Annotated in this window: 23 protein-coding genes and 1 pseudogene; 5 read left to right on the forward strand and 19 right to left on the reverse strand. The window is 73.7% G+C overall.

Going from position 1 to position 25,305, the window contains the following annotated elements:
* Positions 1-12: 12 nt before the first annotated feature.
* On the forward strand, positions 13-975 hold the full coding sequence (locus ABD973_RS31655; protein WP_125819956.1) for an aldo/keto reductase: 963 nt from the start codon (positions 13-15) through the stop codon (positions 973-975).
* Here the strand turns inward: ABD973_RS31655 and ABD973_RS31660 are convergent.
* From ABD973_RS31660 to ABD973_RS31685, 6 genes are all read right to left on the reverse strand, one after another.
* Positions 884-1,237, reverse strand: coding sequence for a UBP-type zinc finger domain-containing protein (locus ABD973_RS31660; protein WP_125819955.1), 354 nt, complete (start codon positions 1,235-1,237; stop codon positions 884-886). The genes ABD973_RS31655 and ABD973_RS31660 overlap by 92 nt on opposite strands.
* Positions 1,234-2,670 carry an ATP-binding protein gene (locus tag ABD973_RS31665; RefSeq protein ID WP_345504816.1) on the reverse strand — a complete coding sequence of 479 codons (1,437 nt, stop codon included), beginning with the start codon at positions 2,668-2,670 and terminating at the stop codon, positions 1,234-1,236. Before ABD973_RS31665 ends, ABD973_RS31660 begins: the two co-directional genes overlap by 4 nt.
* A gap of 26 nt (positions 2,671-2,696) precedes the next feature.
* Entirely contained in the window at positions 2,697-4,373 is a 1,677-nt protein-coding gene (locus ABD973_RS31670; RefSeq protein WP_125819954.1) for an NAD(P)/FAD-dependent oxidoreductase, read from the reverse strand.
* 117 nt (positions 4,374-4,490) lie between these two features.
* Entirely contained in the window at positions 4,491-5,477 is a 987-nt protein-coding gene (locus ABD973_RS31675) for a penicillin-insensitive murein endopeptidase (protein WP_241253523.1), read from the reverse strand.
* 5 nt (positions 5,478-5,482) lie between these two features.
* Positions 5,483-6,007 (reverse strand): hypothetical protein, encoded by a 525-nt coding sequence (locus ABD973_RS31680; RefSeq protein WP_125819953.1) that lies wholly within the window; start codon positions 6,005-6,007, stop codon positions 5,483-5,485.
* 44 nt (positions 6,008-6,051) lie between these two features.
* Positions 6,052-6,789 (reverse strand): aggregation-promoting factor C-terminal-like domain-containing protein, encoded by a 738-nt coding sequence (locus ABD973_RS31685; RefSeq protein ID WP_345503608.1) that lies wholly within the window; start codon positions 6,787-6,789, stop codon positions 6,052-6,054.
* 283 nt (positions 6,790-7,072) lie between these two features.
* Here ABD973_RS31685 and ABD973_RS31690 point away from each other — a divergent pair, with 283 nt between their 5' ends.
* The 4 genes from ABD973_RS31690 (at position 7,073) to ABD973_RS31705 (ending at position 10,756) form a co-directional block, all read left to right on the forward strand.
* Entirely contained in the window at positions 7,073-8,317 is a 1,245-nt protein-coding gene (locus tag ABD973_RS31690) for a sensor histidine kinase (RefSeq protein ID WP_241253111.1), read from the forward strand.
* Positions 8,277-8,972, forward strand: coding sequence for a response regulator (locus ABD973_RS31695; RefSeq protein WP_125594680.1), 696 nt, complete (start codon positions 8,277-8,279; stop codon positions 8,970-8,972). Before ABD973_RS31690 ends, ABD973_RS31695 begins: the two co-directional genes overlap by 41 nt.
* Before the next feature lie 273 nt (positions 8,973-9,245).
* Positions 9,246-9,986 (forward strand): class I SAM-dependent methyltransferase, encoded by a 741-nt coding sequence (locus tag ABD973_RS31700; RefSeq protein WP_125819950.1) that lies wholly within the window; start codon positions 9,246-9,248, stop codon positions 9,984-9,986.
* 95 nt (positions 9,987-10,081) lie between these two features.
* Entirely contained in the window at positions 10,082-10,756 is a 675-nt protein-coding gene (locus ABD973_RS31705; protein ID WP_125594682.1) for a phosphatase PAP2 family protein, read from the forward strand.
* Between the two features lie 63 nt (positions 10,757-10,819).
* Here ABD973_RS31705 and ABD973_RS31710 read toward each other — a convergent pair whose 3' ends face one another.
* The 13 genes and pseudogenes from ABD973_RS31710 to ABD973_RS31770 all read right to left on the reverse strand — a co-directional run bounded on the left by ABD973_RS31710 (position 10,820) and on the right by ABD973_RS31770 (position 25,295).
* Complete coding sequence (locus tag ABD973_RS31710) at positions 10,820-12,154, reverse strand: glutamate-1-semialdehyde 2,1-aminomutase (protein WP_125594683.1); 1,335 nt, start codon at positions 12,152-12,154, stop codon at positions 10,820-10,822.
* Between the two features lie 7 nt (positions 12,155-12,161).
* Positions 12,162-12,713 (reverse strand): dTDP-4-dehydrorhamnose 3,5-epimerase, encoded by a 552-nt coding sequence (rfbC, locus tag ABD973_RS31715; RefSeq protein WP_125819948.1) that lies wholly within the window; start codon positions 12,711-12,713, stop codon positions 12,162-12,164.
* Positions 12,710-13,993 carry a polysaccharide pyruvyl transferase family protein gene (locus ABD973_RS31720; RefSeq protein WP_125594685.1) on the reverse strand — a complete coding sequence of 428 codons (1,284 nt, stop codon included), beginning with the start codon at positions 13,991-13,993 and terminating at the stop codon, positions 12,710-12,712. The genes rfbC and ABD973_RS31720 overlap by 4 nt, the downstream gene beginning before the upstream one ends.
* Entirely contained in the window at positions 13,990-14,937 is a 948-nt protein-coding gene (locus ABD973_RS31725; protein WP_125819947.1) for a glycosyltransferase family 2 protein, read from the reverse strand. The genes ABD973_RS31720 and ABD973_RS31725 overlap by 4 nt, the downstream gene beginning before the upstream one ends.
* Positions 14,934-16,272: pseudogene (locus ABD973_RS31730) on the reverse strand (hypothetical protein). Before ABD973_RS31730 ends, ABD973_RS31725 begins: the two are co-directional and overlap by 4 nt.
* Positions 16,269-17,552 carry a DUF4910 domain-containing protein gene (locus tag ABD973_RS31735; RefSeq protein ID WP_345503615.1) on the reverse strand — a complete coding sequence of 428 codons (1,284 nt, stop codon included), beginning with the start codon at positions 17,550-17,552 and terminating at the stop codon, positions 16,269-16,271. Before ABD973_RS31735 ends, ABD973_RS31730 begins: the two are co-directional and overlap by 4 nt.
* Positions 17,540-18,565: an NAD-dependent epimerase/dehydratase family protein gene (locus ABD973_RS31740; RefSeq protein ID WP_125819944.1), complete on the reverse strand. Its 1,026-nt coding sequence runs from the start codon at positions 18,563-18,565 to the stop codon at positions 17,540-17,542. The genes ABD973_RS31735 and ABD973_RS31740 overlap by 13 nt, the downstream gene beginning before the upstream one ends.
* A gap of 3 nt (positions 18,566-18,568) precedes the next feature.
* Positions 18,569-19,216, reverse strand: coding sequence for a PIG-L deacetylase family protein (locus tag ABD973_RS31745; protein ID WP_125819943.1), 648 nt, complete (start codon positions 19,214-19,216; stop codon positions 18,569-18,571).
* Entirely contained in the window at positions 19,213-20,010 is a 798-nt protein-coding gene (locus ABD973_RS31750; RefSeq protein ID WP_345503619.1) for a glycosyltransferase family protein, read from the reverse strand. Before ABD973_RS31750 ends, ABD973_RS31745 begins: the two co-directional genes overlap by 4 nt.
* A complete protein-coding gene (locus ABD973_RS31755; RefSeq protein ID WP_125819942.1) occupies positions 20,007-21,242 on the reverse strand; it encodes a class I SAM-dependent methyltransferase in 1,236 nt (411 codons plus the stop codon). Before ABD973_RS31755 ends, ABD973_RS31750 begins: the two co-directional genes overlap by 4 nt.
* Positions 21,243-22,514 (reverse strand): glycosyltransferase, encoded by a 1,272-nt coding sequence (locus ABD973_RS31760; protein ID WP_125819941.1) that lies wholly within the window; start codon positions 22,512-22,514, stop codon positions 21,243-21,245. It abuts the gene before it with no gap.
* A gap of 2 nt (positions 22,515-22,516) precedes the next feature.
* Positions 22,517-23,755, reverse strand: coding sequence for an O-antigen ligase domain-containing protein (locus tag ABD973_RS31765; protein WP_125819940.1), 1,239 nt, complete (start codon positions 23,753-23,755; stop codon positions 22,517-22,519).
* The gene (locus ABD973_RS31770) at positions 23,748-25,295 is read right to left on the reverse strand and encodes a right-handed parallel beta-helix repeat-containing protein (protein WP_386381924.1); all 1,548 of its coding nucleotides are present in this window, start codon (positions 25,293-25,295) and stop codon (positions 23,748-23,750) included. The genes ABD973_RS31765 and ABD973_RS31770 overlap by 8 nt, the downstream gene beginning before the upstream one ends.
* Positions 25,296-25,305 lie beyond the last annotated feature (10 nt).

The raw sequence follows: 25,305 nt of genomic DNA on the forward strand, positions 1-25,305 counted from the left end.
AACGGAGCCACCATGCGGTACCGCACCATCGGCCACCACACCGTCAGCGCCGTCGGCCTCGGCGCCATGCCCCTGTCCATCGAGCACCGCCCCGACGAGGCACGGGCCGTCGCCACCGTCCACGCCGCCCTCGACGCCGGCGTCACGCTCATCGACACCGCCGACAGCTACCACTGGCACGCCGGCGAGGAGGGCCACAACGAGCGGCTGATCGCCCGCGCCCTGGCCCGCTACGGCGGCGACACCTCGGGCGTCCTGGTGGCCACCAAGGGCGGCCGGGGACGCCCCGGAGACGGCAGCTGGACCGTCGACGCCACCCCCGCCCATCTCAGACGCGCAGCCGAAGCCTCCGCCCGGCGCCTGGGCGTCGACGCCATCGGCCTCTACCAGCTGCACAAGCCCGACCCGGCCGTCCCCTGGGAGGAGTCCGTCGGCGCGCTGCGCGAACTGCTCGACGCCGGCACGATCCGCGCCGCGGGAATCTCCAACGTCTCCCGCGCCCAGATCCTCCAGGCCCACCGGATCCTCGGCGACGGACTCGTCTGCGTACAGAACCGGTACTCACCGGCCGTCCGCGACGGCGAGGCGGAGCTGCGGCTGAGCACCCGGCTGGGACTGGCCTTCCTGCCCTGGAGCCCGCTCGGCGGCATCTCGCGCAGCTCCCTGGACGGCCCGTCGGGCGCCACCTCCGCCGGCACCCCGTTCCACCGCGTCGCCGCCGAGCGCGGCGTCAGCCCCCAGCGGGTCGCCCTGGCCTGGCTGCTGGCCCGGTCCCCGGCCGTCATCCCGGTGCCGGGAGCCGGCCGCCCGGCCTCCATCACCGACTCGGCCGCGGCGGCGGAGCTCACGCTGACCGGCGAGGAGCTGGCGCGGCTGGACGCCTTCAGGGGTGCAGCCGGCTCGTCCAGTCCGGCGGGACCCGCTCGGGAGGGCCCGGCGCCGGCTGCGTCGGCGGGTGCTCGGTCGGCGGGGTGAGCTCCGGGCCGCCCTGGAACAGGGCGTTCGTGGCGTAGTTCCAGTACCAGTCCTCGCCCGGCTCGAAGCTCTGCACCAGCGGATGACCGGTGGCCCTCCAGTGGGCGGTGGCGTGCTGGGCCGGGGAGGAGTCGCAGCAGCCGATGTGGCCGCACTGGGCGCAGCGGCGCAGGTGGAACCACCAGCCGTGCACCTCCTCGCACTCCACGCAGCCCGTGCCGGAAGGCGCGGCGCTCGGGTCGATCCCGGCGATCTCGCTCATGTGCTCTCCTCGGGGGTGTCCGGCGGTGTCAGCGGCAGCAGCACCTGGAAACGGGTGTCGCCGGGGACGGACTCGACCTGGAGGCTGCCGTGGTGCTTGCCGACCACGATCCGCCAGGAGATGTCCAGACCGAGCCCGGTGCCCTCGCCGACCGGTTTGGTGGTGAAGAAGGGGTCGAAGATGCGGCTGCGGATCTCGGCCGGCACCCCGGGCCCGGTGTCGCGGAACTCCACGAGCAGCCGGTCCCCCTCCCGCGCCGTGCGGACCGTCAGCGTGCCCTCGCCGCCGGTCTCCGCGATGGCGGACACGGCGTTGTCGATCAGGTTCGTCCACACCTGGTTGAGCTCGGCCGGGTAGGCGGGCACGTCCGGCACCGAGCGGTCGTACTCCTTCACCACCCGCACCCCGGGCCCGATCTTCCCGGAGAGCATCACCAGCGTGCTGTCCAGGAGCTCGTGGACGTCCACGACCCGGTGCGGGGCCCGGTCGAGCTGCGCGTACTGCCTGGCCGCGTCGACGAGGTGGGAGATGCGCGCGGTGGAGTCCTCGATCTCGCCCATCAGCAGCTCGGTCTCGACCGTGTAGCCGAGCCAGCCGATCGCCGCCGGCAGCAGGGAGCCGTCCACGGCCGCCGCGACCCGGTCCAGCCAGTCCGCGTCCAGCCCGGCCTGCACGAAGACCGGCGCGAGCCGCCACCCCTCCGGGAGGCCGTGGTCCTCCAGCCAGTCCGCCAGCTCGTCCTCCCGGTCGGAGGCCTCCAGCGGACTCAGCGCCGGGGCCTTCGCGACCCGTTCCACCGTCCGCTCCTGGATCTCGATGAGATCGGCGATGGCCTCGCCCGAGTAGCGGCCCTGGGAGATGTGCGCCAGCTTGTGCCGCATCTTGCCGACCCGCTCGCGCAGCGCCGCGGTGGCCCGGACGGCCGCCGCCGCCGGGTTGTTCAGCTCGTGGGTGAGCCCGGCGGACAGCGAACCGAGCGCCAGGAGGCGTTCGCGCTGCCCGATGGCCCGCTGGGTGTTCTTCGAACCGAAGAACAGCCCTTCCAGCAGGTGCGCCGCCATCGGGAACCACTCCCGCATGACGTCCGCGAACGACTGCGCCGGCAGCACGAAGAACCGCGTCGGCTCCGTCACCCGCATGGAGTTGGTGTACGTCTGCGGCACCCGGTCGCCCAGATAGGCCTGCATCGCCCCCGAGTACACCCCGCGCTGCGAGGTACGGCTCACCTCGACGTCGTCGCCGCCCACCCGCCGCGACAGGACGACGGTCCCCTCGATCATCACGTAGAAGCAGGTGGCGGGCTCCCCCTCGGCGTACACCGGACCCGCCTCGAAGCGCTCCACCCGCCCCTCGGCGCACAGCCGCCCCAGCTGCTCCGGGGACAGCTTCTCGAACAGGAACAGGGACGCGATCTCGTGCGGCGCGCAGGGCATGACCTGCCCGCCGCCGCCCGGCCCGTTCACGACTGCTCCAGGTACCGGTGGACGAGCATGACGGCCATGGCTCCCTCTCCCACGGCGGACGCGACGCGCTTGGCCGACTCGGCGCGGGCGTCGCCCGCCACGAACACCCCGGGGACGCTGGTCTCCAGGTGGTACGGGAGCCGGTCCGGCTCCCACCCCGCGGGCGGCCGGCCGTCCGCCGTCAGGTCCGGTCCCGCCAGGATGAAGCCGTGCCCGTCGCGCAGCACCGTGCCGTCCAGCCAGTCGGTCAGCGGGGCCGCGCCGATGAACACGAACACGTACTGGGCGTCGACCGGTTCCGTCACCCCGCTGTCCACGTCCCGCAGCACCAGCCGCTCCAGGTGGCCGTCACCGTGCGCCGACTCCACGACGGTCCGGGTGCGCACCCTGATGTTGGGGGCCTCCTCGATCTGCTGGACCAGGTAGTACGACATCGAGGCCGTCAGCGACTCCCCGCGCACCAGCAGCGTCACCGACCCGGCGCCCCGCGCCAGGTACATCGCCGCCTGCCCGGCCGAGTTCGCGCCGCCGACGATGTACACGTCCTGCCCGGCGCAGGAGGCCGCCTCCGTGAGGGAGGAGCCGTAGTACACCCCCCGGCCGGTCAGCTCGTCGCAGCCGGGCGCACCCAGGTGCCGGTAGGAGACCCCGGTCGCCAGGATCACGCTGTGCGCGGCAACCGCCGAACCGTCGGAGAAGCGGACCACCCGGGCCGGCCCCTTGACCTCCAGGCCCGTGACCTCGCGGGCCGTGAGGATCTCGGCGCCGAAGCGGGCGGCCTGGCGGCGGGCGCGCTCCGTGAGCTGGGCGCCCGAGACGCCGTCCGGGAAGCCGAGGTAGTTCTCGATGCGGGAGCTCTGGCCGGCCTGCCCGCCCGTCGCCGACCGCTCGACCAGCACGGTGCGCAGCCCCTCGGAGGCCCCGTACACCGCCGCGCCGAGCCCGGCCGGGCCGCCGCCGATGACCACCAGGTCGTAGAACTCGGCCGCCGGGGTGGTGGCGAGCCCCACGTGGGCGGCCAGCTCGGCCGGCTCCGGCTCGATCAGCGCCGTGCCCTCCGGAGTGACCACCAGGGGCAGGCGCTGCCCGTCGGCCCCGGCCGCCTCCAGCAGCCGCCGGCCCTCGGCCTCGTCGGAGGAGTACCAGCGGTACGGCACCTGGTTGCGGGCCAGGAACTCCCGCACCCGCGAGGACGGGGCCGACCAGCGGTGCCCGACCACCTTGGTTGCGGGCACCGGCCGGTGGTCGCTGGACCGCCAGGCCGTGAGCAGGTCGTCCAGGACCGGGTAGAGCTTCTCCTCCGGAGGGTCCCAGGGCTTGAGGAGGTAGTGGTCGAGGTCGACCACGTTGATCGCGTCGATCGCCGCGCTCGTGTCCGCGTACGCGGTCAGCAGTACGCGCCGGGCGCCCGGGTACACGTTCAGGGCCTGTTCGAGGAACTCGATGCCGTTCATCCGGGGCATGCGGTAGTCGGCGAGGATCACGGCCACCAGGTCGCCGCGCAGCTTCAGCTCGCGCAGCGCCTCCAGCGCGGACTCGCCGGACTCGGCACGCACGACCCGGTACCCGCCGCCGTAGCGGCGCCGCAGGTCACGGGCGATGGCGCGGGAAACGCCCGGGTCGTCGTCCACGGTCAGGATGACGGTCCGCGTGCTCTCCACGGCCTGTGCCATACGGCCCATCGTATGTTCGCCGGCCCACGACCGCTCCGGGGCGCGGCGAGCGCCCCGGAGCGGCCTGTTTCCCCCGTTACCCCCGGTGCGGAGGTGTTCTCCTCCGGAGGGGCGCGGTCAGCACCGGTAGGCGGCGCTGGGGTGGGCGGGTTCGCAGTAGCGCACGTGCAGGTGGTTGTCGTGGCCCGCCCAGGAGGTGGTCAGGCCCTCGGAGATCAGCTGGGGGTCGTTGAAGAAGACGGTCTTGACGTGCCCGGGTGCGGCCCGCCGGATCTCCTGGACCAGCCGGCGGGTGGCCGCACGGTCGTAGGCGGCGGACTTCCACGTGATGCGGGCGGCGGTGCACTGCGCGCCGTCGTCGCGGACGGGCCACAGGTCGGCGTCCAGGCCCTGCTCGTGGCTGGCGTGGCCGGGGATGTTCCCGCCCAGTTCGAGCCCGAGGTCGCCCACCGGTACCCGGCCGCGGCCGGCCGACGCGAAGGCGCGTCCGGCGGCCTCCAGCTGGGCGACGGCCGCTGCCGTGCCCCAGTTCGCCGTCTTGTTCCCGTCCGGGTTCTGGTCGCACAGGTTGTTGCCGGAGAAGGTGACGCGCTCGTAGTGCCAGAGCAGGTTCTTCCAGGTCGCCGGGCCCACGACGCCGTCGGCCCCCAGCCCTGCCGCGGTCTGGAACCTGCGCACCGCCGCCCTGGTCCCGGCGCCGAACTTCCCGTCCACGCCGAGGCCGGCCCCGGCCTTGGCGTTGAGCTCGCTCTGCAGGGCGGACACGGCCGGTCCCGAGGCACCCTCCTTCAGCGTCGGGGCCAGGGCCGCCCAGGTGGCCGCGCCGACGATGCCGTCGGCGGCCAGCCGGTGCGAGGCCTGGAAGCGCTTGACGGCGGCGGTGGTCGACGCCCCGAACACCCCGTCGGCCGGGGCGGACTGCCCCTGGGAGGCGAGCAGCCGCTGGAGGGCCAGGACGTCGGTGCCCCGGTTGCCCGCGGACTGCGCGGGGTACTGGGCGCGCCCGTACGCGAGGGACTCCTGGGCGGGTCCGGCCAGGGCCATCAGGACGGCGGCCGGGACCAGGAGGGCGGCCGCCCTGCGGGAGGCGCGGGACAGACGCATCCCGGTCACCGGCTCGCCTCGGCCGTGCAGGCCGCGACGCCGTCGCAGAAGGTGATGTCCCAGTGGTACTTGTTCTTCTCCCAGGTGTAGACGTTGCCCGCCGAGGACCGGTAGCGGGGGTGGGTGCCCCGGGGGGCGAGGCGGGTGAAGCTGCGCTCGATGTAGTTCTTCAGGCAGTCGTTCGGCGTGCCGATGTCCACCTTGTAGCCCTTCTCGTGGCTGTACCGGAAGGTCCTGTCGTGGCCGACCTCCGTGCCCCCGGTGACGTTCAACGCGCACCCGCTCGCGCTCTTGAGGGTCTTGAGCCCGGTGACGGAGGCCTGGTTGATCTGCTCGAAGGAGGTGCAGGTGGGGTTCTGCCGGTCCGTGCACCGGCCGCTGGAGGACCAGGTGACGCCGGCGGCCCGCAGTTGGGCGGCCGCCTGCGACTGGGAGAGCTTGGAGACGGCGAACGCGTTGCCGGGCAGGGCCAGTACGGTGGCCGCGCCGATGGCGCCCGCGGTCAGGGCGAAGCGGTGCAGGGTGCGCATGGTGGACTCCTCGGATGCTGTGTTCGGGTTCGTGCGGAGAAGGGCTAGTACCAGTGCGGTGAGCGGGACTTCCAGGCCTTGTAGGCGTTGCAGGGCGTCCCGTACCGGTCGTCGATGTACTTCAGGCCCCACTTGATCTGGGTGGCCGGATTGGTCTTCCAGTCGGCGCCGGCGCTCGCCATCTTGGTGGCCGGCAGCGCCTGCGGGATCCCGTACGCGCCGCTGCTCGGATTGGTGGCGTACACCCGCCAGCCGCTCTCGCCGTTCCAGAGGTCGTTCAGGCAGCCGAACTGCGCCGCCACGGTCCAGCCGTGCGCGCCGAACTGCCTCTGCGCCGCGATCCTGACGGTGCGGGACACTCCCATCGCCGACATCGTCGCCGGCCCCGCGGTCCCGTCGGCGCCGAGCCCGTGGGCGCTCTGCCACCGCTTGACGGCCGACCTGGTGCCGGTACCGAAGACACCGTCGGCCGAGACCCCGGCCCTGGCCTGGACGGCCTCGACCTGGCGGTGCAGGGCGAGTTCGCTGCGGGCGCCGTACTTGCCGTCCGCGTCGAGGCCGTTGTCGCCCTGGAAGTCCCGCAGCGCGGACCGGGTGGCGGGGCCGTCGACCCCGTCGACCCGGTCCGCCGCCAGGTAGCCCAGCCCCGCCAGGTTGGACTGTTCCACGCGGACCTGGTCGACCGCGTTCGCGTCGTGCGCGCCCAGCATCGTGACGAGCAGGGCCGCCGTCGCACCCCCGGAGGCCAGGAACGGTATTCGGGCAGCGGAAATCGGTCTCACTCGGGGCTCCTCGAGAGGGCCACCGGGACCTTCGGGCCCCGGTGGCTGCCGGATCTGACGGTCTGAAGGCTAGGAGCGGGCCCCCCGCCCGGACGTCCGCTGACGGTTTGAGCTTCGCGACGGCCTCCGTCATCCCAGGAGTTGACCTCCGGGGCCGTCTCAACCCGGCGGTTGACGTCCGGGGCACACCCCCGGGTTGACCCGGCGGGCCCCGCCCCGCCGCCCCGCGCAGATCAACCCCACGGTGGACGACGCACCCGCCGGATCCGCATACCTTCCAGCGATGAGCACCCGGTCACGCCTGCGGCAGGTCCTCCTCGACAGCGCGCTCCCCGTCGTCCTGGCGGTGGGCGGGTGCGTGGCGGGGGAGGAGTACCCCCATGGCGACTGGGCGCCGTTCGACGTCCTGGCGTACCTGCTCACCTGCCTCACGGCGCTGCCGCTCGTCGTCCGGCGGGCACGGCCGATGACGGCGCTGACCCTCTGCTGCCTCGGGTACTCGCTCTACCTCGGCGCCGGCCACCAGCCGTCGCTGAACTGGTGGGCGATCCCCGTCGCCCTGGTCAACGCGGCGTCCCGGTGCCCGCTGCGGGTGTCGGTGCCCGGCGCCGGCCTCGCCGCGGCGACCGTGCTGCTCAGCGGGCTCGCGGGTGGCCTCAGCCCGCTGCTGGTCCTCGGACAGGCCGTGATCGTCCCCGTCATCTGCCTGGTCTTCGGCCGCGGACGGCGGCAGGTCGCCCTGCAGAACGCCGAACTCGTCAGACTCGCGGCGGCGCTCGCCCACGAGCAGCGCGAGCGGGCCCGGCGCGCGGTGGTCGACGAGCGGATCCACATCGCGCGCGAGCTGCACGACGTGGTCGCCCACCACATGTCGGTGATCTCCGTCCAGGCCGGTCTCGCCGACTACGTCTTCGCCTCGGACCCCGCCACCGCCCGCTCGGCACTCACCACGATCGCCGGCGCCAGCCGCGACGCCCTGGGCGAACTGCGCAGGCTGCTCACCGTGCTCCGCGTCGACCTGGGCCCGGAGGACGACCCCTCGTCCGCGCCGCTCGGCCCGCTGCCGGAACTCAGCCGGGTGGAGGAGCTCGTTCGGCGGGTCGGGGCGGCGGGGGTGAGCGTCGACATACGGACAACGGGAGTGCCGCGCAAGCTCGACCCGGGCCTGGAGGTGTGTGCCTACCGGGTACTCCAGGAGGCCCTCACCAATGTGGTGAAACACGCCCGTTGCGCCCGCGTGGAGGTGCGGATCGCCTATCTGGCCGACCGGTTGACCGTCTCGGTGCGCGACGACGGCGGCGAGGGGAAACCGGCCATCCCCGCCCCCGGTTCCGGGCACGGGTTGATCGGCATGCGGGAACGGGTGAGGATCTGCGGCGGCAGGCTGTCCGCCGGGCCTTCGAGTGAAGGGGGATTCGAGGTCCGCCTCTCCCTTCCGACCGGCTCGGAGCTCCCGGAGGACGCATGGCGCCCGGCCGCGACCGGACATGAGGGGGACGACAGTGACGGACGTGCTCGTTGTCGATGATCAGGACCTGATCCGGGGAGGCATCGCCGCACTCCTGCGCGCCGCACCCGGGTTCACCGGGGTCGCCGAGGCCTCGGACGGCGAGTCCGCCGTGGCCGCCGCACTGGCCCACCGGCCCGACGTGATCCTCATGGACATCCGCCTCCCGGGCATCGACGGCATCACCGCGGCCGAACGCATCCTCGCCGGCCAGCAGGGCACCCGGTCGCGCATCATCGTGCTCACCACCTTCGACGTGGACGAGTACGTGTACGCGGCGCTGCGCGCGGGCGCGAGCGGCTTCCTCCTCAAGGACACCCCGCCCGAGCGGCTGATCTCCGCGGTGACCACGATCGCCGGCGGCGACATGCTGTTCGCGCCCGCCGTCACCAGGCGCCTCATCGAGGCCTACAGCGCGCGCACCGAGGGCCCCGGCGGAGACGACCGCACCCTGGCGCTGCTCACCAACCGGGAACAGGATGTGCTGCGGCTCGTGGCCAGGGGGCTCGGCAACGACGAGATCGCCGCCGAACTCGTCGTCACCGAGGCCACCGTCAAGACCCACCTGCACCGCACGATGACCAAGCTCGGCCTGCGCAGCCGTGCCCAGGCGGTCGCCGTCGCGTACGAAGCCGGACTGGTGGTTCCGGGGAGGCCCGTCGGTCACCCCTGCTGACCCCTCGCCGGGCCGAAACGGAAGGGCGGGGCGGCCCGCGGCCCGCCCCGTTCCTTGATCATCAGGGTGGAAGCGGAAGCCGTGGGCGCCCCAATCCCGCTGCTCGGCGGGCCCGTTGGGGGCCGCGTGCCCTTGTGCGCACCTCGGTGACGTGACCGGCATGTTCGTGTGTTCCGCCAGTACGAAGTCCCGTCGCCCACGCAGCAGACTTCCCGCCGGGGGCCGCGGCTCGTCATGGGAGCCGACGCCACAGAACGATGGGGGAACCACGCGATGAGTGGTCAGCTGTACGACGGAATCGGCGAAGCGTTCGAAGGCTTCAAGACCCTGCCCATCATCCGCTACGCCGAGGTACCGGGCTTCCTCGGCCTGGTCGGCGACGTCACCGGCAAGTCCGTGCTCGACATCGCCTGCGGCACCGGCTTCTACAGCCGTGAGCTCAAGCGCCGCGGCGCCACCCGCGTCCTCGGCTTCGACATCTCCGGCGCGATGGTCGACGCGGCCAAGGCGATCGAGGACGCCCGTCCGCTCGGCATCGACTACGAGGTCGCGGACACGGCCGCCCTGCGCGAGTTCGACGAGCCCTTCGACGTGGCCGTCGCCGTGCAGGCGTTCAACTACGCGGGCGACGTCGCCGAGATCGAGCGGATGATGCGCAACATCCGGCGCAGCCTCGTCGCCGGTGCCGCGTTCCACCTGTTCGTGCAGGACCCCGGCTACGACTTCGGCGGCCCGTCGCTGGAGAAGTACGGGTTCCTGCTCGAACCGACCGGCAAGGACAACGAGATCGGCGTCGGCATCCGGCTCACCGCGCTGCTCGACCCGCCGGTCTCCTTCGAGGCCACCGTGCCCTCCCGGACGACGTACGAGCAGACCCTGAAGGCGGCCGGGTTCAGCGGCATCGAGTGGGTCACCCTCGAAGTCTCGGACACCGGCCTGGAGGAGTTCGGCGAGGAGTACTGGGCGGACTACACTTCCAACCGCCCGCTGACGATGATCCGCTGCACGGCCTGACCGACGTGGCGGACCCCGGCCCGGCCCGCGGCGCGGCCGCATGCCGGTTTCGCCGATGCCGCCCGGGGGAACGCGCCGTTGGTTAGGGTTTTGGCGTGTTTGGAATCCTGCAGAAGGACCGCGGGCCGGCTCCCGCGGTGGTGCCCCCGTCGTTACGCGCGTGGCTCGGGCTGATCGCCGTCCTCGCCGCCCTGGTCGTCCTCGGGCTCGGGGTGCTGTACGCCGGTGCCGGCGAGCCCGGCGCGATGGACGAGCGGATCGGGACGGCGCTGTACGGGGTGGGGCCCTCCTGGCGGTACGTCGCCCTGGCCACCGACTTCCTGGGGGAGCCCGCCGGAGCCGCGGTGCTGGTCGGGGCCGCCGTGACGGGCTGCCTGCTGCTGCGCAGGCCCCGTGCGGCGGTGCTCGTCGTGGCCGGGGCCGCGCTGGCCGTGGGGACGGCGACGCTGCTCAAGTCCGTGGTGGGACGCACCATCCACGGCGGCAACCTGTCCTTCCCGAGCGGGCACACCGCCTTCGCCACCGCGCTCGCCCTCGTGGCCGCGCTGCTGGCGACCGGCCGGCTCGGCCTCGGCAGGACGGCCGGCACCTCGCTCGTGCTCGCCGCGGCGCTGCTCGCCGGCGCCGCCATGGGCTGGGCGCAGGTCGCCCTGGGCGCCCACTACCCGACCGACGTGCTGGGCGGCTGGTGCACCGCGCTGGCGGTGGTCCCGGCGACCGCGTGGCTGGTCGACCGGGCGGCCGACGGCGGCCGGCGCGGGCGCCGCTGACACCACGCCGCCCCGCCGGCCGCCCCGCCCCGACTCAGCCCACCTCAATCCACCTCACGAGCCTCACGCCAGGCGGCGGAACACCGGCTTGACCGGCCGTCCCCCCAGCCAGGGACCGGGGTCGCCGGCGTCCAGCGCCTTGCGGTACACCGCGCACGCCTGGGCCACCACGTCGACGGTGTGGTCGATGTCGGCGTCACTGAGCGCGCTGCTCACCACGAACGACGGGGCCAGCACCCCGCCCGCCAGGAGCCGGCGCAGGAACAGGGTGCGGTACTCCTGCGACGGCCGCCCGTCCCCGTCGAGGGTGGCGAAGACCAGGTTGCTGGCCCGGCCCCGGACGACCACGTGGTCACCGACGCCCATGCCCGCCGCCGCTTCCCGCACCCCGGCCGCCAGCCGCTCGCCGAGGGCGTGCAGCCGCGCCGTGACGCCCTCCTCGGTGTAGGCGGCCTGCACGGCCATCGCGGCCGCCAGGGAGTGCGTCTCCGCGCCGTGCGTGGTGGACAGCAGGAACACCCGGTCGCCGGAGTGGCGAAGCCCGCCCCGCTCCATCAGCTCGCGGCGCCCGGCCAGCGCGGAGACGGCGAAGCCGTTGCCCAGCGCCTTGCCGAACGTGGAGAGGTCCGGGACCACGCCGTACAGGCCCTGGGCGCCCGCCTCCGACCAGCGGAACCCGGTGATCATCTCGTCGAAGACCAGGACGCAGCCGTGCCGGTCGGCCAGTGCGCGCAGTCCGGCGAGGTATCCGGGCGGCGGCTCGCTGTGGGTGGCGGGTTCGAGGATCAGACACGCGACCTCACCCCGGTACCGGCTGAGGATCTCCTCCGTGGCCGCCAGGTCGCCGTACGGGAACGTCACGGTGAGCTCGTTGACCTCGTCCGGGATGCCGGCGGACATCGGCGTGGTGCCGATGAACCAGTCGTCCGTGGAGAAGAACGGATGGTCGGCGCAGATCGCCACCCGCCGGCGCCCGGTCGCGGCGCGGGCGAGGCGCAGGGCGGCGGTCGTGGCGTCGGAGCCGTTCTTCGCGAACTTCACCATCTCCGCGGTCGGCACCGTCGCGAGGAAGCGCTCCGCGGCCTCGACCTCCACGACCGAGGGGCGTACGAAGTTGCCGCCCCGGTCGAGTTCGCGCCGTACGGCCTCCGTCACGCGCGGGTGGGCGTGCCCGAGGCTGACCGACCGCAGGCCGGAGCCGTACTCGACGTAGCGGTTGCCGTCCACGTCCCACACGTGGGCGCCACGGCCGTGGCTGATGACCGGCGCCAGGTCCTCGGGGTACTGGTCGTCGCCCTTGGCGTAGGTGTGCGCGCCCCCGGGGACCAGGGCGTGCAGCCGCTCGTTCGCCGCCCGCGACCGTGGCAGCGCGAACTCTCGGATGTCTTCGGTGTCCACGCCGGCCTCAGCTCTCGTTCTGCTTCAGGACCTCGGCGAGGCTCGGAGCCTCCCGGTCCCGCTGGGACATCAGGGTCGCCGGCAGCGGCCACGGAATGGCCAGCTCCGGGTCGTCGAAGGCGATCGTCACGTCCTCGGCGGGGTCGTGCGGGCGGTCGATCCGGTACGAGGTGTCGGCGGTCTCGGTCAGCGCCTGGAAGCCGTGCGCGCACCCCGCCGGGATGTACACGGTCGCCTGCGTCTCGCCGGACAGCTCGAAGAAGGCCCGTCCCAGGTACGTCGGGGAGTCCGGGCGCAGGTCCACGACCACGTCGAAGACGCTCCCGTACGAGCACCGCACCAGCTTGGCCTCGCCGGCGCCGGAGCGCAGGTGCAGCCCGCGCAGCACGCCCCGCACCGAACGGGACACGCTGTCCTGGACGAACGCCTGCGGGTCGAGGCCCACCGAGCGGAGCACCTCGGCGTCGAAGGTGCGGCAGAAGAAGCCGCGCTCGTCGGCGTACGGCGTCGGTTCGAACAGGTACGCGCCGGCGATCGCCGGGACTTCGGTCGCTTTCATCGGGTCTCCCGCGTGGCGTGGGCGTGGGCGTGGCCGGGGGTGCGGGCCCGGCCCCGGGCGGCACGGCCGGCCGCCGGGAACAGGGCCGCGGTCAGGGCGGAGAACTGGTCCTCCAGGAGCCGGGCGGCGGCCAGGTTCCGCTCGGCGAGGGTCCGCCGCAGCTCGGCCGACCGCGCCTCCAGCTCCCGGAACTGGCCGAGCAGCCGGTCGGCGTCGACCGCGCGGGCCGGGTGGCGGAACGCGTCCAGTCCCATCCGGGCCATCAGCGCGTCGCTCTTCGCCGCGTAGCTCAGCGCGAGCGTCGGGGTGCCGGCCTTCAGCGCGCAGACCAGGTTGTGGTAGCGGGTCGCCACCACGGCGTCGGCCGCCGCCGCCTCCTTCATCAGGCCCTCCAGCGAGTCCGCCCCGGCGGCGGTGACCAGCGGCGAGTCCACCGCTTCGAGGACCGCCTCGACCACCGGGGCGTCGCACGCGTCACCGGTGAGCAGCCGGACCGGCCTGCCCTCGGCGACCAGCGCCCGGACGAACCGGGTCGTCCCCTCCAGGTAGCGCCGGTGGATCTCCTCGGCCCGCGCCCGGTCGTCGTTGCCTCCGTGGAAGTCCATGACACCCACGCAGACCACCCCCGGCGCGTCCGCGGGAGCGTCCGCCGGCGTACCCGCCGGCGGCGTCGGCAGGGCGAACGCGAGGTCGGGGTAGACCTCGTCGCCCGAGGTGTCCACGCCCATCTCCCGCATCGCGTCGCGCGACAGGCCGTCCCGGTACGACCGGTACGCGGCCAGCCGGGCCGACCAGCGCACCAGCGCCCGGGTCGGCCGGTCGGCGATCGGGGCGGCGCCCACGCCGACCAGCGCGACCGGGGTGCCGAGCAGCCGCCCGCTCGCGCAGAGCAGCAGCAGCGAGTACGGGAAGCCCCACGGCCGCAGCGGGAGCGTGGCCTCCAGGACGCCCATGCCCGGCACGATCACCACGTCGTGCCGGCGCACCCAGGCCGCGGTGCGCAGCACGTCGACCAGTTTGCCCAGCCCCTTGCCGGCGACCGCCCCCGCCCGGGACGCGGTCCGGTACTCGCCCCGGTACCAGTGCAGCCGCGTCGCGGGGATCCCGTACCGGGCCGAGACGACCTCGGGCCCGCCGCACAGGGCGTCCACGGCCGCCTCCGGGTGCGCCCCGCGCAGGTACCCGAGCACGGCCTCCAGCGACCCGTCGTTGCCGAGGTTCCCCGAGCCGAGCAGCCCGAACACCCCCACCCGCACCGGGGATCCGCCCGCGGCGCTCACGCCCTCCTCCCCTCGCGCCCGGCGACGAGCTCGTCGACGGAGACCGCGAGCCGGGCCGGGACGACCGGCGCCCGGTCCTCGACCCGCTCGCCGGCCCCCGGCCGGGCCCGGCTGGCCATCCACACCGCCAGGTGGCGGTAGCAGGCCCGCCGGTCGGCCGCCGACAGCGGAGCCCGCCCGATCGCCCCGAGGAACCCCAGGACGTACTCGGCGAGCAGCCGGGGCGTCGGGTGCAGCACGCCCGCCCGCCGCGGGTCCAGGTTGACGCACCGCGAGCGCTTGTCCGGGTTCGCCCGCTCGGCGCGCGAGGGATGGTCGCGGCGGAAGTACAGCAGCTCCGGCACCTGGTGGAAGGGCCCGTTCAGGACGATCTCGGCGACGAACGTGCGGTCCGCGTGGTGGTAGCTGTCGTGCGGCTTCACCCGGCGCAGCACGTCGGCCCGCATCACCCCGTAGAAGTCGTCGCCGCCGGGCTCGAACAGGAAGCTGCGGAAGCGCTCCGGCGCGCTCGGCGAGCCGGTGGCGATCCCGTACTCGTACGGGACCTTCACCCGGCCGTCGCCGTCGATGACGGCCTGGCCGCTGTGCGCGAGGATCACCTCCGGCCGCTCGTCCAGCGCCTCCACGCAGCGCCCCAGCAGGTCCCGGGCGTACAGGTCGTCGTGCGAGGCCCACTTGAACAGCTCGCCGCGGCACTGCGCGAACACGTGGTTGTGGTTGGGCGCGGCGCCGATGTTGCGGGGCAGCCGCAGGTAGCGCACGCGCGAGTCCCGCGCGGCGTACTTGAGACAGATGTCCCGGGTCCCGTCGGTGGAGGCGTTGTCGGAGATGACCAGCTCGAAGTCCTCGTAGGTCTGGCCGAGGAGGGCGTCGAGCGACTCGGCGAGGTACTCCTCGCCGTTGTAGACGGGCAGGCCGATGCTCAGCCTGGGACGGTCGTTCATGAGGTCCTCACTTCGCGGATCGAATGCGTGCGCTCGCGCAGGGCGGACCGCAGGTGCAGCCACCACACGGCCGAGCCGCAGGCGGTCGCGGCGGCGACCCCCCCAGGCCGAGCCGACCGTGCCGGCCAGGGCGGCACCGCCGAGCCCGCCCGCGGCGTAACAGGCGGAGGCGAACAACTGGCTGCGCAGGCTGCGCCGGGCCGCGCCGAGCGCGCGCAGCCCGGCCGCCGCGCCGGTGCCCAGGCCCGCGCCCGCGACGCCGAGCGTGGCCGGCACGATCAGCTGCGAGGCCCCCTCCCAGACGTCGCCGAGGACGAGCCCGCCGAGCCCGTCCGGCACCAGCAGCAGGGCCGCGCCCCAGAGCAGCGCGGCGACGGCCTGCACGCCGCCGAGCAGGAGACAGAACACGCCGAGGCGGTGCGGGGCCCGCCGCAGCACCCGGGCCGCCTCGGCGACCGTGACCAGCGACAGCCCCATCAGCACGGCGAGGAACGGTCCGAGCAGCAGCTCGGCGCCCCGGACCACGCCCACCGCGCTGACGCCGACGATCGCGCCGAGCCCGTACGCCCGCAGCTGGCTCGCGCCGCTGACGCAGGTGTTCTCGGCCAGGTACCGGTAGCCCAGGTCGCGGTGGTCGCGGACCCACGCGCGGGCACCGGCCGGGCGGGGCCCGATCCCCGACTGGAAGCAGCCGTACGCCGCGGCCACCGCGGCGGACACGCCCCAGGCGAGGACGAACGCCGCCACGCTGCCCACCCGCGCCGCGACCACCATGGCCGGGACGAGCGCGACGCCCCACACCACGTCGTTGACGAAGGCCTTGCGCCCGGTCCCGGCGGCGAAGAACGCGTACCGCCAGGCGTCCTGGAGCAGCAGACCCGGCAGTACGAGGCCGAGGCAGGCGAACGCCGTCCCCACGACCCCGCCGAGCACCGCACCGGCGACCAGGCAGACGGCGCCGATGGCGGCGCCGACGCCGAGGGCGGTACCCGCCGACCGGGCCACCGCCCCGCGCCAGGACGCCTCCGGCACGCCGCTGAAGCGCACCACGAGCGGGTCGGTGGCCAGCCCGCGGGAGACGCTGAGCACCACCCCGTACGTCACCCAGGCCAGGCTGAACACGCCGAACGCGGCCAGCCCCAGCGAGCGCGCCACGTAGATGCCCACCGCGAAGTTGGACACGCTGGACGCCGCCTGGTCGGCGAGCCCCCAGGACAGCCGGCCGAGGACCGCCCGCTTGGCGGTCCCCGGGGCGGTGTCCGCGTCCGGTGCCGTCGTGGCCGCCGGCGCCGCCGGTGCCGTCGTCTCTTCCCCCTCGGTGGGCACGGGCGTCATTCCTTGATCAGCCCGGCGCCGTGCAGCGCGCCGGCCGCCGCGGCCACGGTGTCGAACGCCAGCCCGGACCGCTCGGCGACGTCCAGCAGGCTGTGCTCCCCGTCGGAGAGGCTGAGCACCCACAGCATGGCCATCTGGGCCTCCTTCGCGTCGCTGCGTCCGCCGAGCGACTCGTACAGACCGCGCCGGCCCAGCTGCGGTTCGCCGTACGGGCTGAGGTTCTGGTACCGCCGGTTGCGGTCCAGTACGGCGAACGCCTCCTGGCACAGGGCCAGGGTGTCCGCCATCGCCTCCGGGGTGACGAAGTCTGGGTTGTCCGCCGAGGTGTGGTACTCGGGGTACCCCGCGTACGGGGTGCGGCTGAGCGAGCCCACCCCGAGGTCGAAGCCCGGCGAGCAGAACTGCCGCTCGTCGTAGCCGTACGGGGTGAACTCCTTCACGCTGTGCGGGCGTTCGGAGGCGGCCAGCACGTGGCGCAGGACCCGGTCGATCTCCGCGTCACCGCGCCGGCTCTGCTTGTACGTCAGTTGCCCCCGGTCGCCGGCGCAGGCCAGCACCAGGCCGTGCCTGACGCGGTCGATCCGCTCCGCGTTGCGGGCCAGCCAGGTGATCGCCCCGATGGTGCCGGGCGCGAACAGGAACCGGTAGGTGTAGTACGGGTTCCGCTCCGCCAGCGCCCGGGCCAGGAAGACCGCCACCGCGATGCCGGCCAGGTTGTCGTTGGCCAGCGAGGGGTGACAGACGTGGCAGGAGACGATCACCTCGTCGGAGACCTGCCCCGGGACCACGTGCTCGGCGTAGGTGAGGTGGCCGTCCGCGAGCGTGGAGTCGATCCGCACCTCGTACTCCCCGTCCGGCAGCGCGTCCAGGGTCTCCTGGGCCAGGCAGAACCCCCACTCCGGCGTGTAGTAGCTGGTGCGGTACGGCACCCAGGACGGGTGGTTGGGCAGGGTGTGCAGGTGCGGGCGCAGCTCGGACAGCGGCATGACCGCCGACACCGGCACGCTGTAGCCGAGCACGTGCAGGCTGGACGCGGCGAAGTCGACGACCCGCTTCCCGGACGCGTCGGCGACGTACGCGTCCCGGATGTTCCACTCCTGCGGCACCGTCCAGTCCAGGACCCGCGTCCCGGTCGGCACCTCGTGCACCTCCAGCGGGACGTACTCGCCGACGATGTCCAGGGTCGCGCGCACACCGTCGCCGGTGATGCTCCGGCACAGCGGGTACAGCCGCTCCACCAGGGCGTGCATCTCGCGGCCGGGCGCGGTCACCGGCGCCACCGCAGGGTGTCGTCGACCGTGCCCGCCCCGGTCGCCGCGCGCAGCACGGCCAGCCGGGTGAAGCGCTGCTCGAAGGAGTCCCGGGTCAGCCCGTGCTCGCGGTAGGCGTCGGCGAGTTCGAGCGCGCCCTGCTTCACCGTCCACGCGCACGCGAAGCCGGGCACCGCGGCGCGGAACCGGGAGAAGTCCACCCGGTACGAGCGCGGGTCGGCGCCGGTCTCCCCGGTGATCACCACCTTGGATCCGGCGACCGCGTCGGCGACCTGCCCGGCGATCTCGGCGACGGTGACGTTGTTGGCCTCGCTGCCGATGTTGAACGCCTCGTCGTGCACCGCCTCGCGCGGCGCCTCCAGCGCGGCCGTGAAGGCCCGCGCGATGTCCGCGGCGTGCACCAGCGGCCGCCACGGGGTGCCGTCGGACATCACCAGCACCTCGCCGGACAGCAGGGCGTGGCCCACCAGGTTGTTCACCACGATGTCGGCGCGGAGCCTGGGGGAGTAGCCGAAGGCGGTGGCGTTGCGCATGTACACCGGGCTGAAGTCCCCGTCGGCCAGCTCGTGCAGGTCGTCCTCCACCCGCACCTTCGACTCCGCGTACGGGGTCACCGGGCGCAGCGGGGCGTCCTCGGCCACCAGGGCGTCTCCGCCGGCGGCGCCGTAGACCGAGCACGTGGAGGCGTACAGGAAGCGCCGCACGCCCGCGTCGCGGGCCAGCCGGGCCAGGTGCACGGACGCGTGGTGGTTGATGTCGTACGTGAGCTGCGGCGCCAGCGAGCCCAGCGGGTCGTTGGACAGCGCGGCCAGGTGGATCACCGCGTCCACCCCGGCCACGTCCTCGGCGGTGACGTCGCGCAGGTCCACCCGCCGCCCCGGCGGGTCCGCGGGCCGCGGGCCCAGCAGGCAGTCGGCGAACAGGCCGGAGTCCAGGCCGACGACCTCGTGGCCGGCGGCCGTGAGGACCGGGGCCATCACGGTGCCCAGGTAGCCCTGGTGTCCGGTCAGCAGTACGCGCAAGGTTCAATCCCCCAGGTTCAGAGTGAGTTTGGTGACGGCGAACGCCTCGGCGTAGCGCGCCTGGCATTCGATGCCGCGGATCCGGGCCAGCCCGAGGAAGGCCTCCCGGTCGTACCAGGGGCGGTGCCGCTGCGAGGGGTAGTGCTCCTGCAGCAGCCGCACCTTCCGCTCGGCCGTCTCCGGCGACAGCGGCTGGTACGCCGACGGACGGCCGAGGTCGCCGTCCCACTTGACGATCTCGTAGCCGAGCACGAGGTGGTCGCGGAACGCGGTGGGCACCAGCCGGGCCAGACCGCGGTGGTCCTGGTGCGCGTCGTCGGTCCGCGGGGCGAGGATCAGATCGGGATCGGTCCGCCCGCGCAGTTCCTCCACCGCGGCCTTGGCCTCGTCCCAGTGCGTCGGCATCCGGCCGTCGGGCAGCTTGAGCACCGTCAGGCGCAGGTCGGCGCCCGGACAGAACGCGGCGAGCGCGGCCCGCTCCTCCTGCTCCCGCTCGCCGCCGCCGCCGGAGAGCACCAGCGCGTCGACCTGGACGCCCGGCCGGGCCCCGCACAGGGTCAGCAGGGTGCCGCCGGCGCCGATGGCGATGTCGTCGCAGTGCGCGCCGACCGCGACGATCCGGTCCACGCGCCCGGCACTGAGCTTGATCACGCGGTACCCGCCCCGGCGTCGTCCCGCTCCCACACGGCCCACGGCCGGTCGCCGCGGGCGTACGCCTCGTCGAGCGCGGCCCGCTCCTTCACGGTGTCGGTCGGCTTCCAGAAGCCCCGGTGTTGGTGCGCCACCAGCCGGCCCCGCTTGGCCAGCGCGGCGCAGCCGTCGGCGACCAGGTCCCCGTTCTCCGGGATGTGGTCGAAGACCTCCTGGCGGAGCACGAAGTAGCCGCCGTTCTCCCACAGCGGCAGTTCGCTGACCGGCGTGATGCCGCCCACCAGGCCGTCCTCACCCAGGTCCACGCAGTGGAACGAGGACTGGGGCGGCACCACCGTCATCGAGGCGCCGGCGTCGCGCCGGGAGAACCGGTCGATCATCTCCGGCAGCGGCGCGTCCGTGAGCACGTCGGCGTAGTTGGCGAGGAACATCTCGTCGCCGTCCAGGTGGTGGCGCACCCGGCGCAGCCGCTCCCCGATCGGCGACTCCACGCCGGTCTGCGCGAACGTGATCGTCCAGTCGGATATGTCGGTGGACAGCAGCTCGGTCCGCCCGCCGCGCAGGACGAAGTCGTTGGACGTCGTCTCCTCGTAGTTGAGGAAGAAGTCCTTGATGTGGTGGGCGCCGTAGCCCAGGCACAGGATGAACTCCTTGTGCCCGTAGTGCGCGTAGTAGCGCATGACGTGCCAGATCAGCGGCCGGGGGCCGACCATCGCCATCGGCTTGGGCACGTCGTCCGCGGCCCCGCTGCGCATCCGCATCCCGTAGCCGCCGCAGAACAGTACGACCTTCACGACTTCACCTCGACGATGCTCAGTTCCGGGATGGGGAAGACCAGGCGGCCGCCCCACTCGTGCACGAAGGACAGCTGCTCGACCAGCTCCGCCCGCAGGTTCCACGGGAGGACCAGGACCCAGTCCGGCCGGTCGGCGGCGATCTGCTCGGGCGCCAGGATCGGGATCCGGGTGCCCGGGGTGAACCTGCCGTGCTTGTACGGGTTGCGGTCGACCGTGTACGCGAGGAGGTCGGGCCGGACGCCGCAGTGGTTGAGCAGCGTGTTGCCCTTGCCCGGGGCGCCGTAGCCGACGACCCGCTCACCGCGCTCGGCCGCCTCGATGAGGAACCGCAGCAGGTCCCGGCGCACCTTGGCCACCCGGGCGGAGAACTCCGCGTACCCGGACAGCTCCTGGAGCCCGGCCGCCTTCTCCCGGTCCAGTACCTCGGCCACCCTCCGGGTCGGCTCCCCGGCCGCCTCGGCCGGCCGCGCCCACAGCCGGATGGAGCCGCCGTGCGTGGGCAGCAGCTCGACGTCCACCAGCGAGAGTCCACCGCTCGCCAGTGCCCGCGCCGCGGACGCCACCGTGTAGTACTGGAAGTGCTCGTGGTAGATCGTGTCGTACTGGTTCTCCTCGATCAGGGTCAGCAGGTGCTGCACCTCGATCGACACCCAGCCGTCGTCGGCGACCAGGGAGCGCAGCCCCTGGGTGAACCCGACCACGTCCGGGATGTGCGCGTACACGTTGTTGGCCACGACCAGGTCCGCGGGCCCGTGCTCGGCGCGGACGGCGGCCCCGGTGGCCGGGTCCAGGAACTCGGTGAGCGTCGGCACGCCCGCCTCACGCGCCGCGGCGCCCACGTTCACCGACGGCTCGATGCCCAGGCAGCGGATCCCCCGGTCCACCACGTGCCTCAGCAGGTACCCGTCGTTGCTCGCGACCTCGACCACGAAGGAGTCCGGGCCCAGCCCCACCCGCCGTGCGGCGTCCGCGACGAACGTCCGCGCGTGCTCCACCCAGGAGGTGGAGAAGGAGGAGAAGTACGCGTACTCCTTGAACGTCTCCTCCGGCGTGATCAGCGGGGGGATCTGCGCCAGCCAGCAGTCCGTGCAGACCCGCAGGTGAAGCGGGTACGCGGGCTCCGGCAGGTCCAGCTGGTCCGCGGCGAGGAAGCTCTCGCACGGCGGGGTCGCCCCCAGGTCGACGACGCTCGCCAGCGCCGCCGAACCGCAAAGTCGGCATCGTGTCATCTACTGCCCCCATCCCGCCCGCGGCGGGGTGCCCCGCCGCGAGCCAGTCCCTTGTTCCCCGACCGGCGGCGGGACCTCCCCGCCGCCGGACCGGGCCGCGATGGCGGCCCGGTACTCCTCCAGCAGGCGCTCCAGCCCGACCTGCGGGCTGAACCCCTGCTCGTAACGGCTCCGGCCCGCCCGCCCCATCTCCTGGTTGCGGACCGGATCCGCCGCGATCCGCCGTATGCACGACGCCAGCGAGGCGGAGTCGCCCGGCCGGTGGAGCAGGCCGGTCACCCCGTCCTCGACGAGTTCCGTGAAGGCGCCGTGGCCGGCCGCCACGGTCGGCACCCCCGCCGCCATCGCCTCCACGACCACCAGGCCGAACGCCTCCAGCCAGGTCGAGGGGGCCAGCACGGCCACCGACCGGGCGACGGCCCGCCGGCACTGCTCCGGGTCGTACAGGCCGGCGTAGCGCACGTCGTCCCGGCCCGCCGCCCAGGCGGTCACCTCCGCCTCCAGCGGCCCCGTGCCGGCGATCACGAGCGGTACGCCCACCCCGCCGTCCGCGGCCAGTTCGTCCCACGCCGCCATGAGCAGCCGGACGCCCTTGGCCTGCGCCAGCCGGCCCAGGTAGAGCAGCTGCTCCCCGGCGCCCTCCCGGCGGACGCCGGGCTCGGGCACGAAGTTGTGCTTCACCGCCAGCCGCCCGGCCGGCATGCCGGCCCGCACCAGGACCTCGCGCTGCGCGGCGGAGATGCACAGGAACCGCTCCACCCCCGACCACCACCGGCGCCGGTTCACCGACAGGCTGACCGCCAGCGGCACCGTCGCCGCCCGGGAACCCCGGTAGCAGCCGTGCCGGACGGCGGGCAGCGGCGTCGCCCCGACGCACTCGGTGCACGGCCGCCCGTCCCGCTGGAGCGTGCCGGGCGGGCACACCTGGGTGTAGTTGTGCAGCGTGGCCACGGCGGGCACGCCGGCGTCGGCGCAGGCGGCCAGCACCGCGGGCGACAGGAGCGGGAAGACGTTGTGGACGTGCACCACGTCCGGCCGGACGGCGCGGAGCCGGGCGGCGAGCTCCTTGCGGACCCCCGGGTGCCACGGCACCAGCAGCGGCAGCGCCGCCTTGGCCGGCAGGGACATGGCGCCGATGTCGTCGCTGCGCCGCTCGAACAGCTCGACCCGGTGGCCGGCCGCCCGCAGCAGCTCCACCTCCTGGTCGACGACGTTGTTCTCCCCGCTCGGCTGCGCCGAGGCGTAGCGGTTGTGCACCACGAGGACGCGCATGGTCAGGTCACCTCCCGGTTCGGGGTCCATCGGGGGACGGGGACGCGCCGTGCGGGGCCGCCGGCCGCCGGGAGCGGCCCGGCCCCGGCCGGCGCCGCCAGCAGCGAGGCGGCCACGGCCAGGTGCAGCAGGTACGGCGAGGCGTCGCCCAGCCCGGCCTCGGTGTACGAGGCGATGGCGCAGTAGCTGATCAGGAAGATCGCGCAGGCCCGCTCCAGCGACGGTGGCCGCAGCAGCGCGACGCCGCCCAGGACGACGAAGACCGCCGCCACGATCGCGGTGCCGGTCAGCCCCTGCTCGTTGTAGACGGCCAGCCAGCTGTTGTCGATCGGCAGCCCGCCGAACGACTTGTCGCCCAGGCCCATCCCGAACAGCTCCTCCGAGGCCGACCGCGGGGCCGCCAGCAGGGCGTCCCACACCTTGGCCCGGCCGGTGAGGTTGGAGAAGTTCTCCTGGCTCTGCCCGCGCAGGAACCACGCCTGCAGCGCGGAGGCGAACCCGACCGCGGCCACCGTCGCGATCAGCACCGCCCACGCGAAGAACCGGCGGGCGGCGGAGCTGGTCAGCATCAGCGAGCCGATAGCCAGCGCCAGCCCGGTGAACAGGCCGAGCGTCGCCGTCCGGGTGTGGGTCAGCGCGAGCAGGACCAGCGACGGCACGATCACCACCGCCGCGCCCGCCCGGTCGGTCCTGCGGCCCAGGAGCAGCAGCACGGTGAGCCCGATGATCACGGCGGCGTACTGCCCGATCTGCGGCGGCGTCAGCGGCCACAGCGCGCCGACCAGCCGCCCGCCGTAGAGGTCGGGCATGGCCGCACCCGGCGAGACGAGCAGCCCCGCGGCCACCGACCCGAGCACCGCGAGGTACAGCCGGATGTGGTGGCGCACGAAGGTCAGGCCGCCGTCCCACCAGCGGGTGAGCAGCCACAGCGTCCCGATGAAGAGGGCCAGCCGGGCGCAGCGGAACAACGCGCCGAAGCCGGACTCCAGATGGGCGCTGGAGATCACGCTCGGCACCAGCAGCAGGGTGAGCAGGAACACGTAGGCGCTGGGCCGGACGCGCAGCCGCAGGTTGACCGAGAGCGCCAGCACGAAGGCGGCGACCAGGGCGCCCATGGTGGCCATCTGGATGAGCGACCGGGGGAGCGGGATGATGGTCTTCGCCCCCGCCGATCCGAGCGTGTTGAGGATCAGCAGTCCCCAGACGATCCCGACGATCCTCTTCTCGCCCACCTCAACCACCGGCCCGCGGGCCGAAGGTGCTGCCCTGGTCCTGCTGGTACGGCGGCCCCTGCCACTGGCCGGAGTCGAGCACCCGGCTCGGGTCGTGGGCGACGAACTTCCACGGTCCGACGTAGACGTTGTCGTGCCAGCGGTTCTGCTGCTTGAGGGAGACGTCCTGCGCCACCTGCTCGCCCTGGTACGGGGACCAGTCCGGGTAGGTGCCGTAGTTGGCCAGCACCGCCATGCGGTCGCACTTCGCGGTGCAGTCGACGACGGACGTGTCCAGCACGAAGCGGTTGTCGTGGATGTCCACCCGCTGCGTCTTCCAGCGGCAGTCGGCGTACAGCGGCGCGCCGGAGATCCCCGGCGCCGAGCAGCGGTCGGGGCGGTCCACCAGCAGCGTGCACACCCCGGACGAGGTGTTGGCCGGGCTGTTGCAGAACCGGTCGGCGTTCTCCCACAGGGTGATGCCGTTCCAGTTGTTCTCCAGCACGTTGCGGTAGACCTCGATCCGGTCCGTCCGGGCGCGGACCCGGGGCTCGCCGCCCGACTCGGACAGGTAGACGGTCGCGAAGGGGAAGTCGTCGCCCCGCTCGGCGGACCTGCGGCCCTCGACCCAGTTGTTCTTCCGGATCACGTTGTTCCGGATCACCGCGTTGTAGCTGATCTCGTAGATCAGCGCGGCGCCGTCGTTGGCCTCCAGGACGTTGTCCTCGATGCGGAAGTCGTTGTTGTTGGTGTCGGCCCACAACCCGGCCCCGCGGTTGTCGTGCACCCAGTTGCCCCGCACGTCGGCGCCGTTGACCGCCCAGAACTTGACGCCCCCGGTACAGCCGCAGCCCGGCTTGCGCCGCTCCCAGTCGTCCTTGTTGTTGCCCGTGATCTCGTTGCCCTCGACCACCAGCCCGCCGATGGGCCCGCCGCCCTTGTACGCGTTCATCCCGTACTGGCCGTTGTTCCTCAGGCAGCTCGCGCGGACCTGCTGGCGGGCGCCGGCCATCAGCCCCGCACCCGAGTTGTCCTGGACGGTCGCGTGCTCGATCACCCACCCGTCGGCCGACTCGTGGTTGACCACGCCCTCGTCCGGCGGCGCGACGAAGTTCTGCACGGTCAGGTGGCGGATGGAGACGTCGGGGGCCGCGCCGCCGAACGCGTACTGGTTGGTCCTGCCGCCGTCCAGCACCGCGCCCGGCGCCCCGACGTAGCTGTCGCCCTCCTTCGGGATGACCTGGGCGAAGCGGTCCGGTTCGAGCCGGTGCGTGCCCGGCAGGAGCCAGAACGTGGTCTTCGGGGGGCTGTTCTTGGTCTTCGCGGCGAGATCGCCGGCCACCGCGGGGTCGACCGTCACCGCGCCCGCAGGCGCCTGCGCCGGCCCGGCCGCGGGGCTCGCGCACACCCGCGCGGCCGCGGCCGTGCCCGCGCCGGCCGAGGCCGACGCCGACGGCGCGCCGCCCGGCTTGTCCGCCGGGGCGCCCGGACCCCCGTCACAGCCGGCCGCCGCCAGCACGACCAGCGCCGCCGGCACAGCCGGCCACGCCCACTTCCGCCACTTCGTCACCAGGACCACC

Origin of the sequence: Streptomyces racemochromogenes, assembly GCF_039535215.1 — a bacterium.
GTDB lineage: Bacteria > Actinomycetota > Actinomycetes > Streptomycetales > Streptomycetaceae > Streptomyces > Streptomyces racemochromogenes.

Coding starts and splice junctions, on each gene's coding strand:
- ABD973_RS31725 (WP_125819947.1), bottom strand. CDS start 14,937: ATGAACGACCGTCCCAGGCTGAGCATCGGCCTGCCCGTCTACAACGGC.
- ABD973_RS31680 (WP_125819953.1), bottom strand. CDS start 6,007: ATGCGCACCCTGCACCGCTTCGCCCTGACCGCGGGCGCCATCGGCGCG.
- ABD973_RS31670 (WP_125819954.1), bottom strand. CDS start 4,373: ATGGCACAGGCCGTGGAGAGCACGCGGACCGTCATCCTGACCGTGGAC.
- ABD973_RS31665 (WP_345504816.1), bottom strand. CDS start 2,670: ATGCCCTGCGCGCCGCACGAGATCGCGTCCCTGTTCCTGTTCGAGAAG.
- ABD973_RS31690 (WP_241253111.1), top strand. CDS start 7,073: ATGAGCACCCGGTCACGCCTGCGGCAGGTCCTCCTCGACAGCGCGCTC.
- ABD973_RS31755 (WP_125819942.1), bottom strand. CDS start 21,242: ATGACACGATGCCGACTTTGCGGTTCGGCGGCGCTGGCGAGCGTCGTC.
- rfbC (WP_125819948.1), bottom strand. CDS start 12,713: ATGAAAGCGACCGAAGTCCCGGCGATCGCCGGCGCGTACCTGTTCGAA.
- ABD973_RS31760 (WP_125819941.1), bottom strand. CDS start 22,514: ATGCGCGTCCTCGTGGTGCACAACCGCTACGCCTCGGCGCAGCCGAGC.
- ABD973_RS31655 (WP_125819956.1), top strand. CDS start 13: ATGCGGTACCGCACCATCGGCCACCACACCGTCAGCGCCGTCGGCCTC.
- ABD973_RS31700 (WP_125819950.1), top strand. CDS start 9,246: ATGAGTGGTCAGCTGTACGACGGAATCGGCGAAGCGTTCGAAGGCTTC.
- ABD973_RS31675 (WP_241253523.1), bottom strand. CDS start 5,477: ATGCGTCTGTCCCGCGCCTCCCGCAGGGCGGCCGCCCTCCTGGTCCCG.
- ABD973_RS31695 (WP_125594680.1), top strand. CDS start 8,277: ATGAGGGGGACGACAGTGACGGACGTGCTCGTTGTCGATGATCAGGAC.
- ABD973_RS31660 (WP_125819955.1), bottom strand. CDS start 1,237: ATGAGCGAGATCGCCGGGATCGACCCGAGCGCCGCGCCTTCCGGCACG.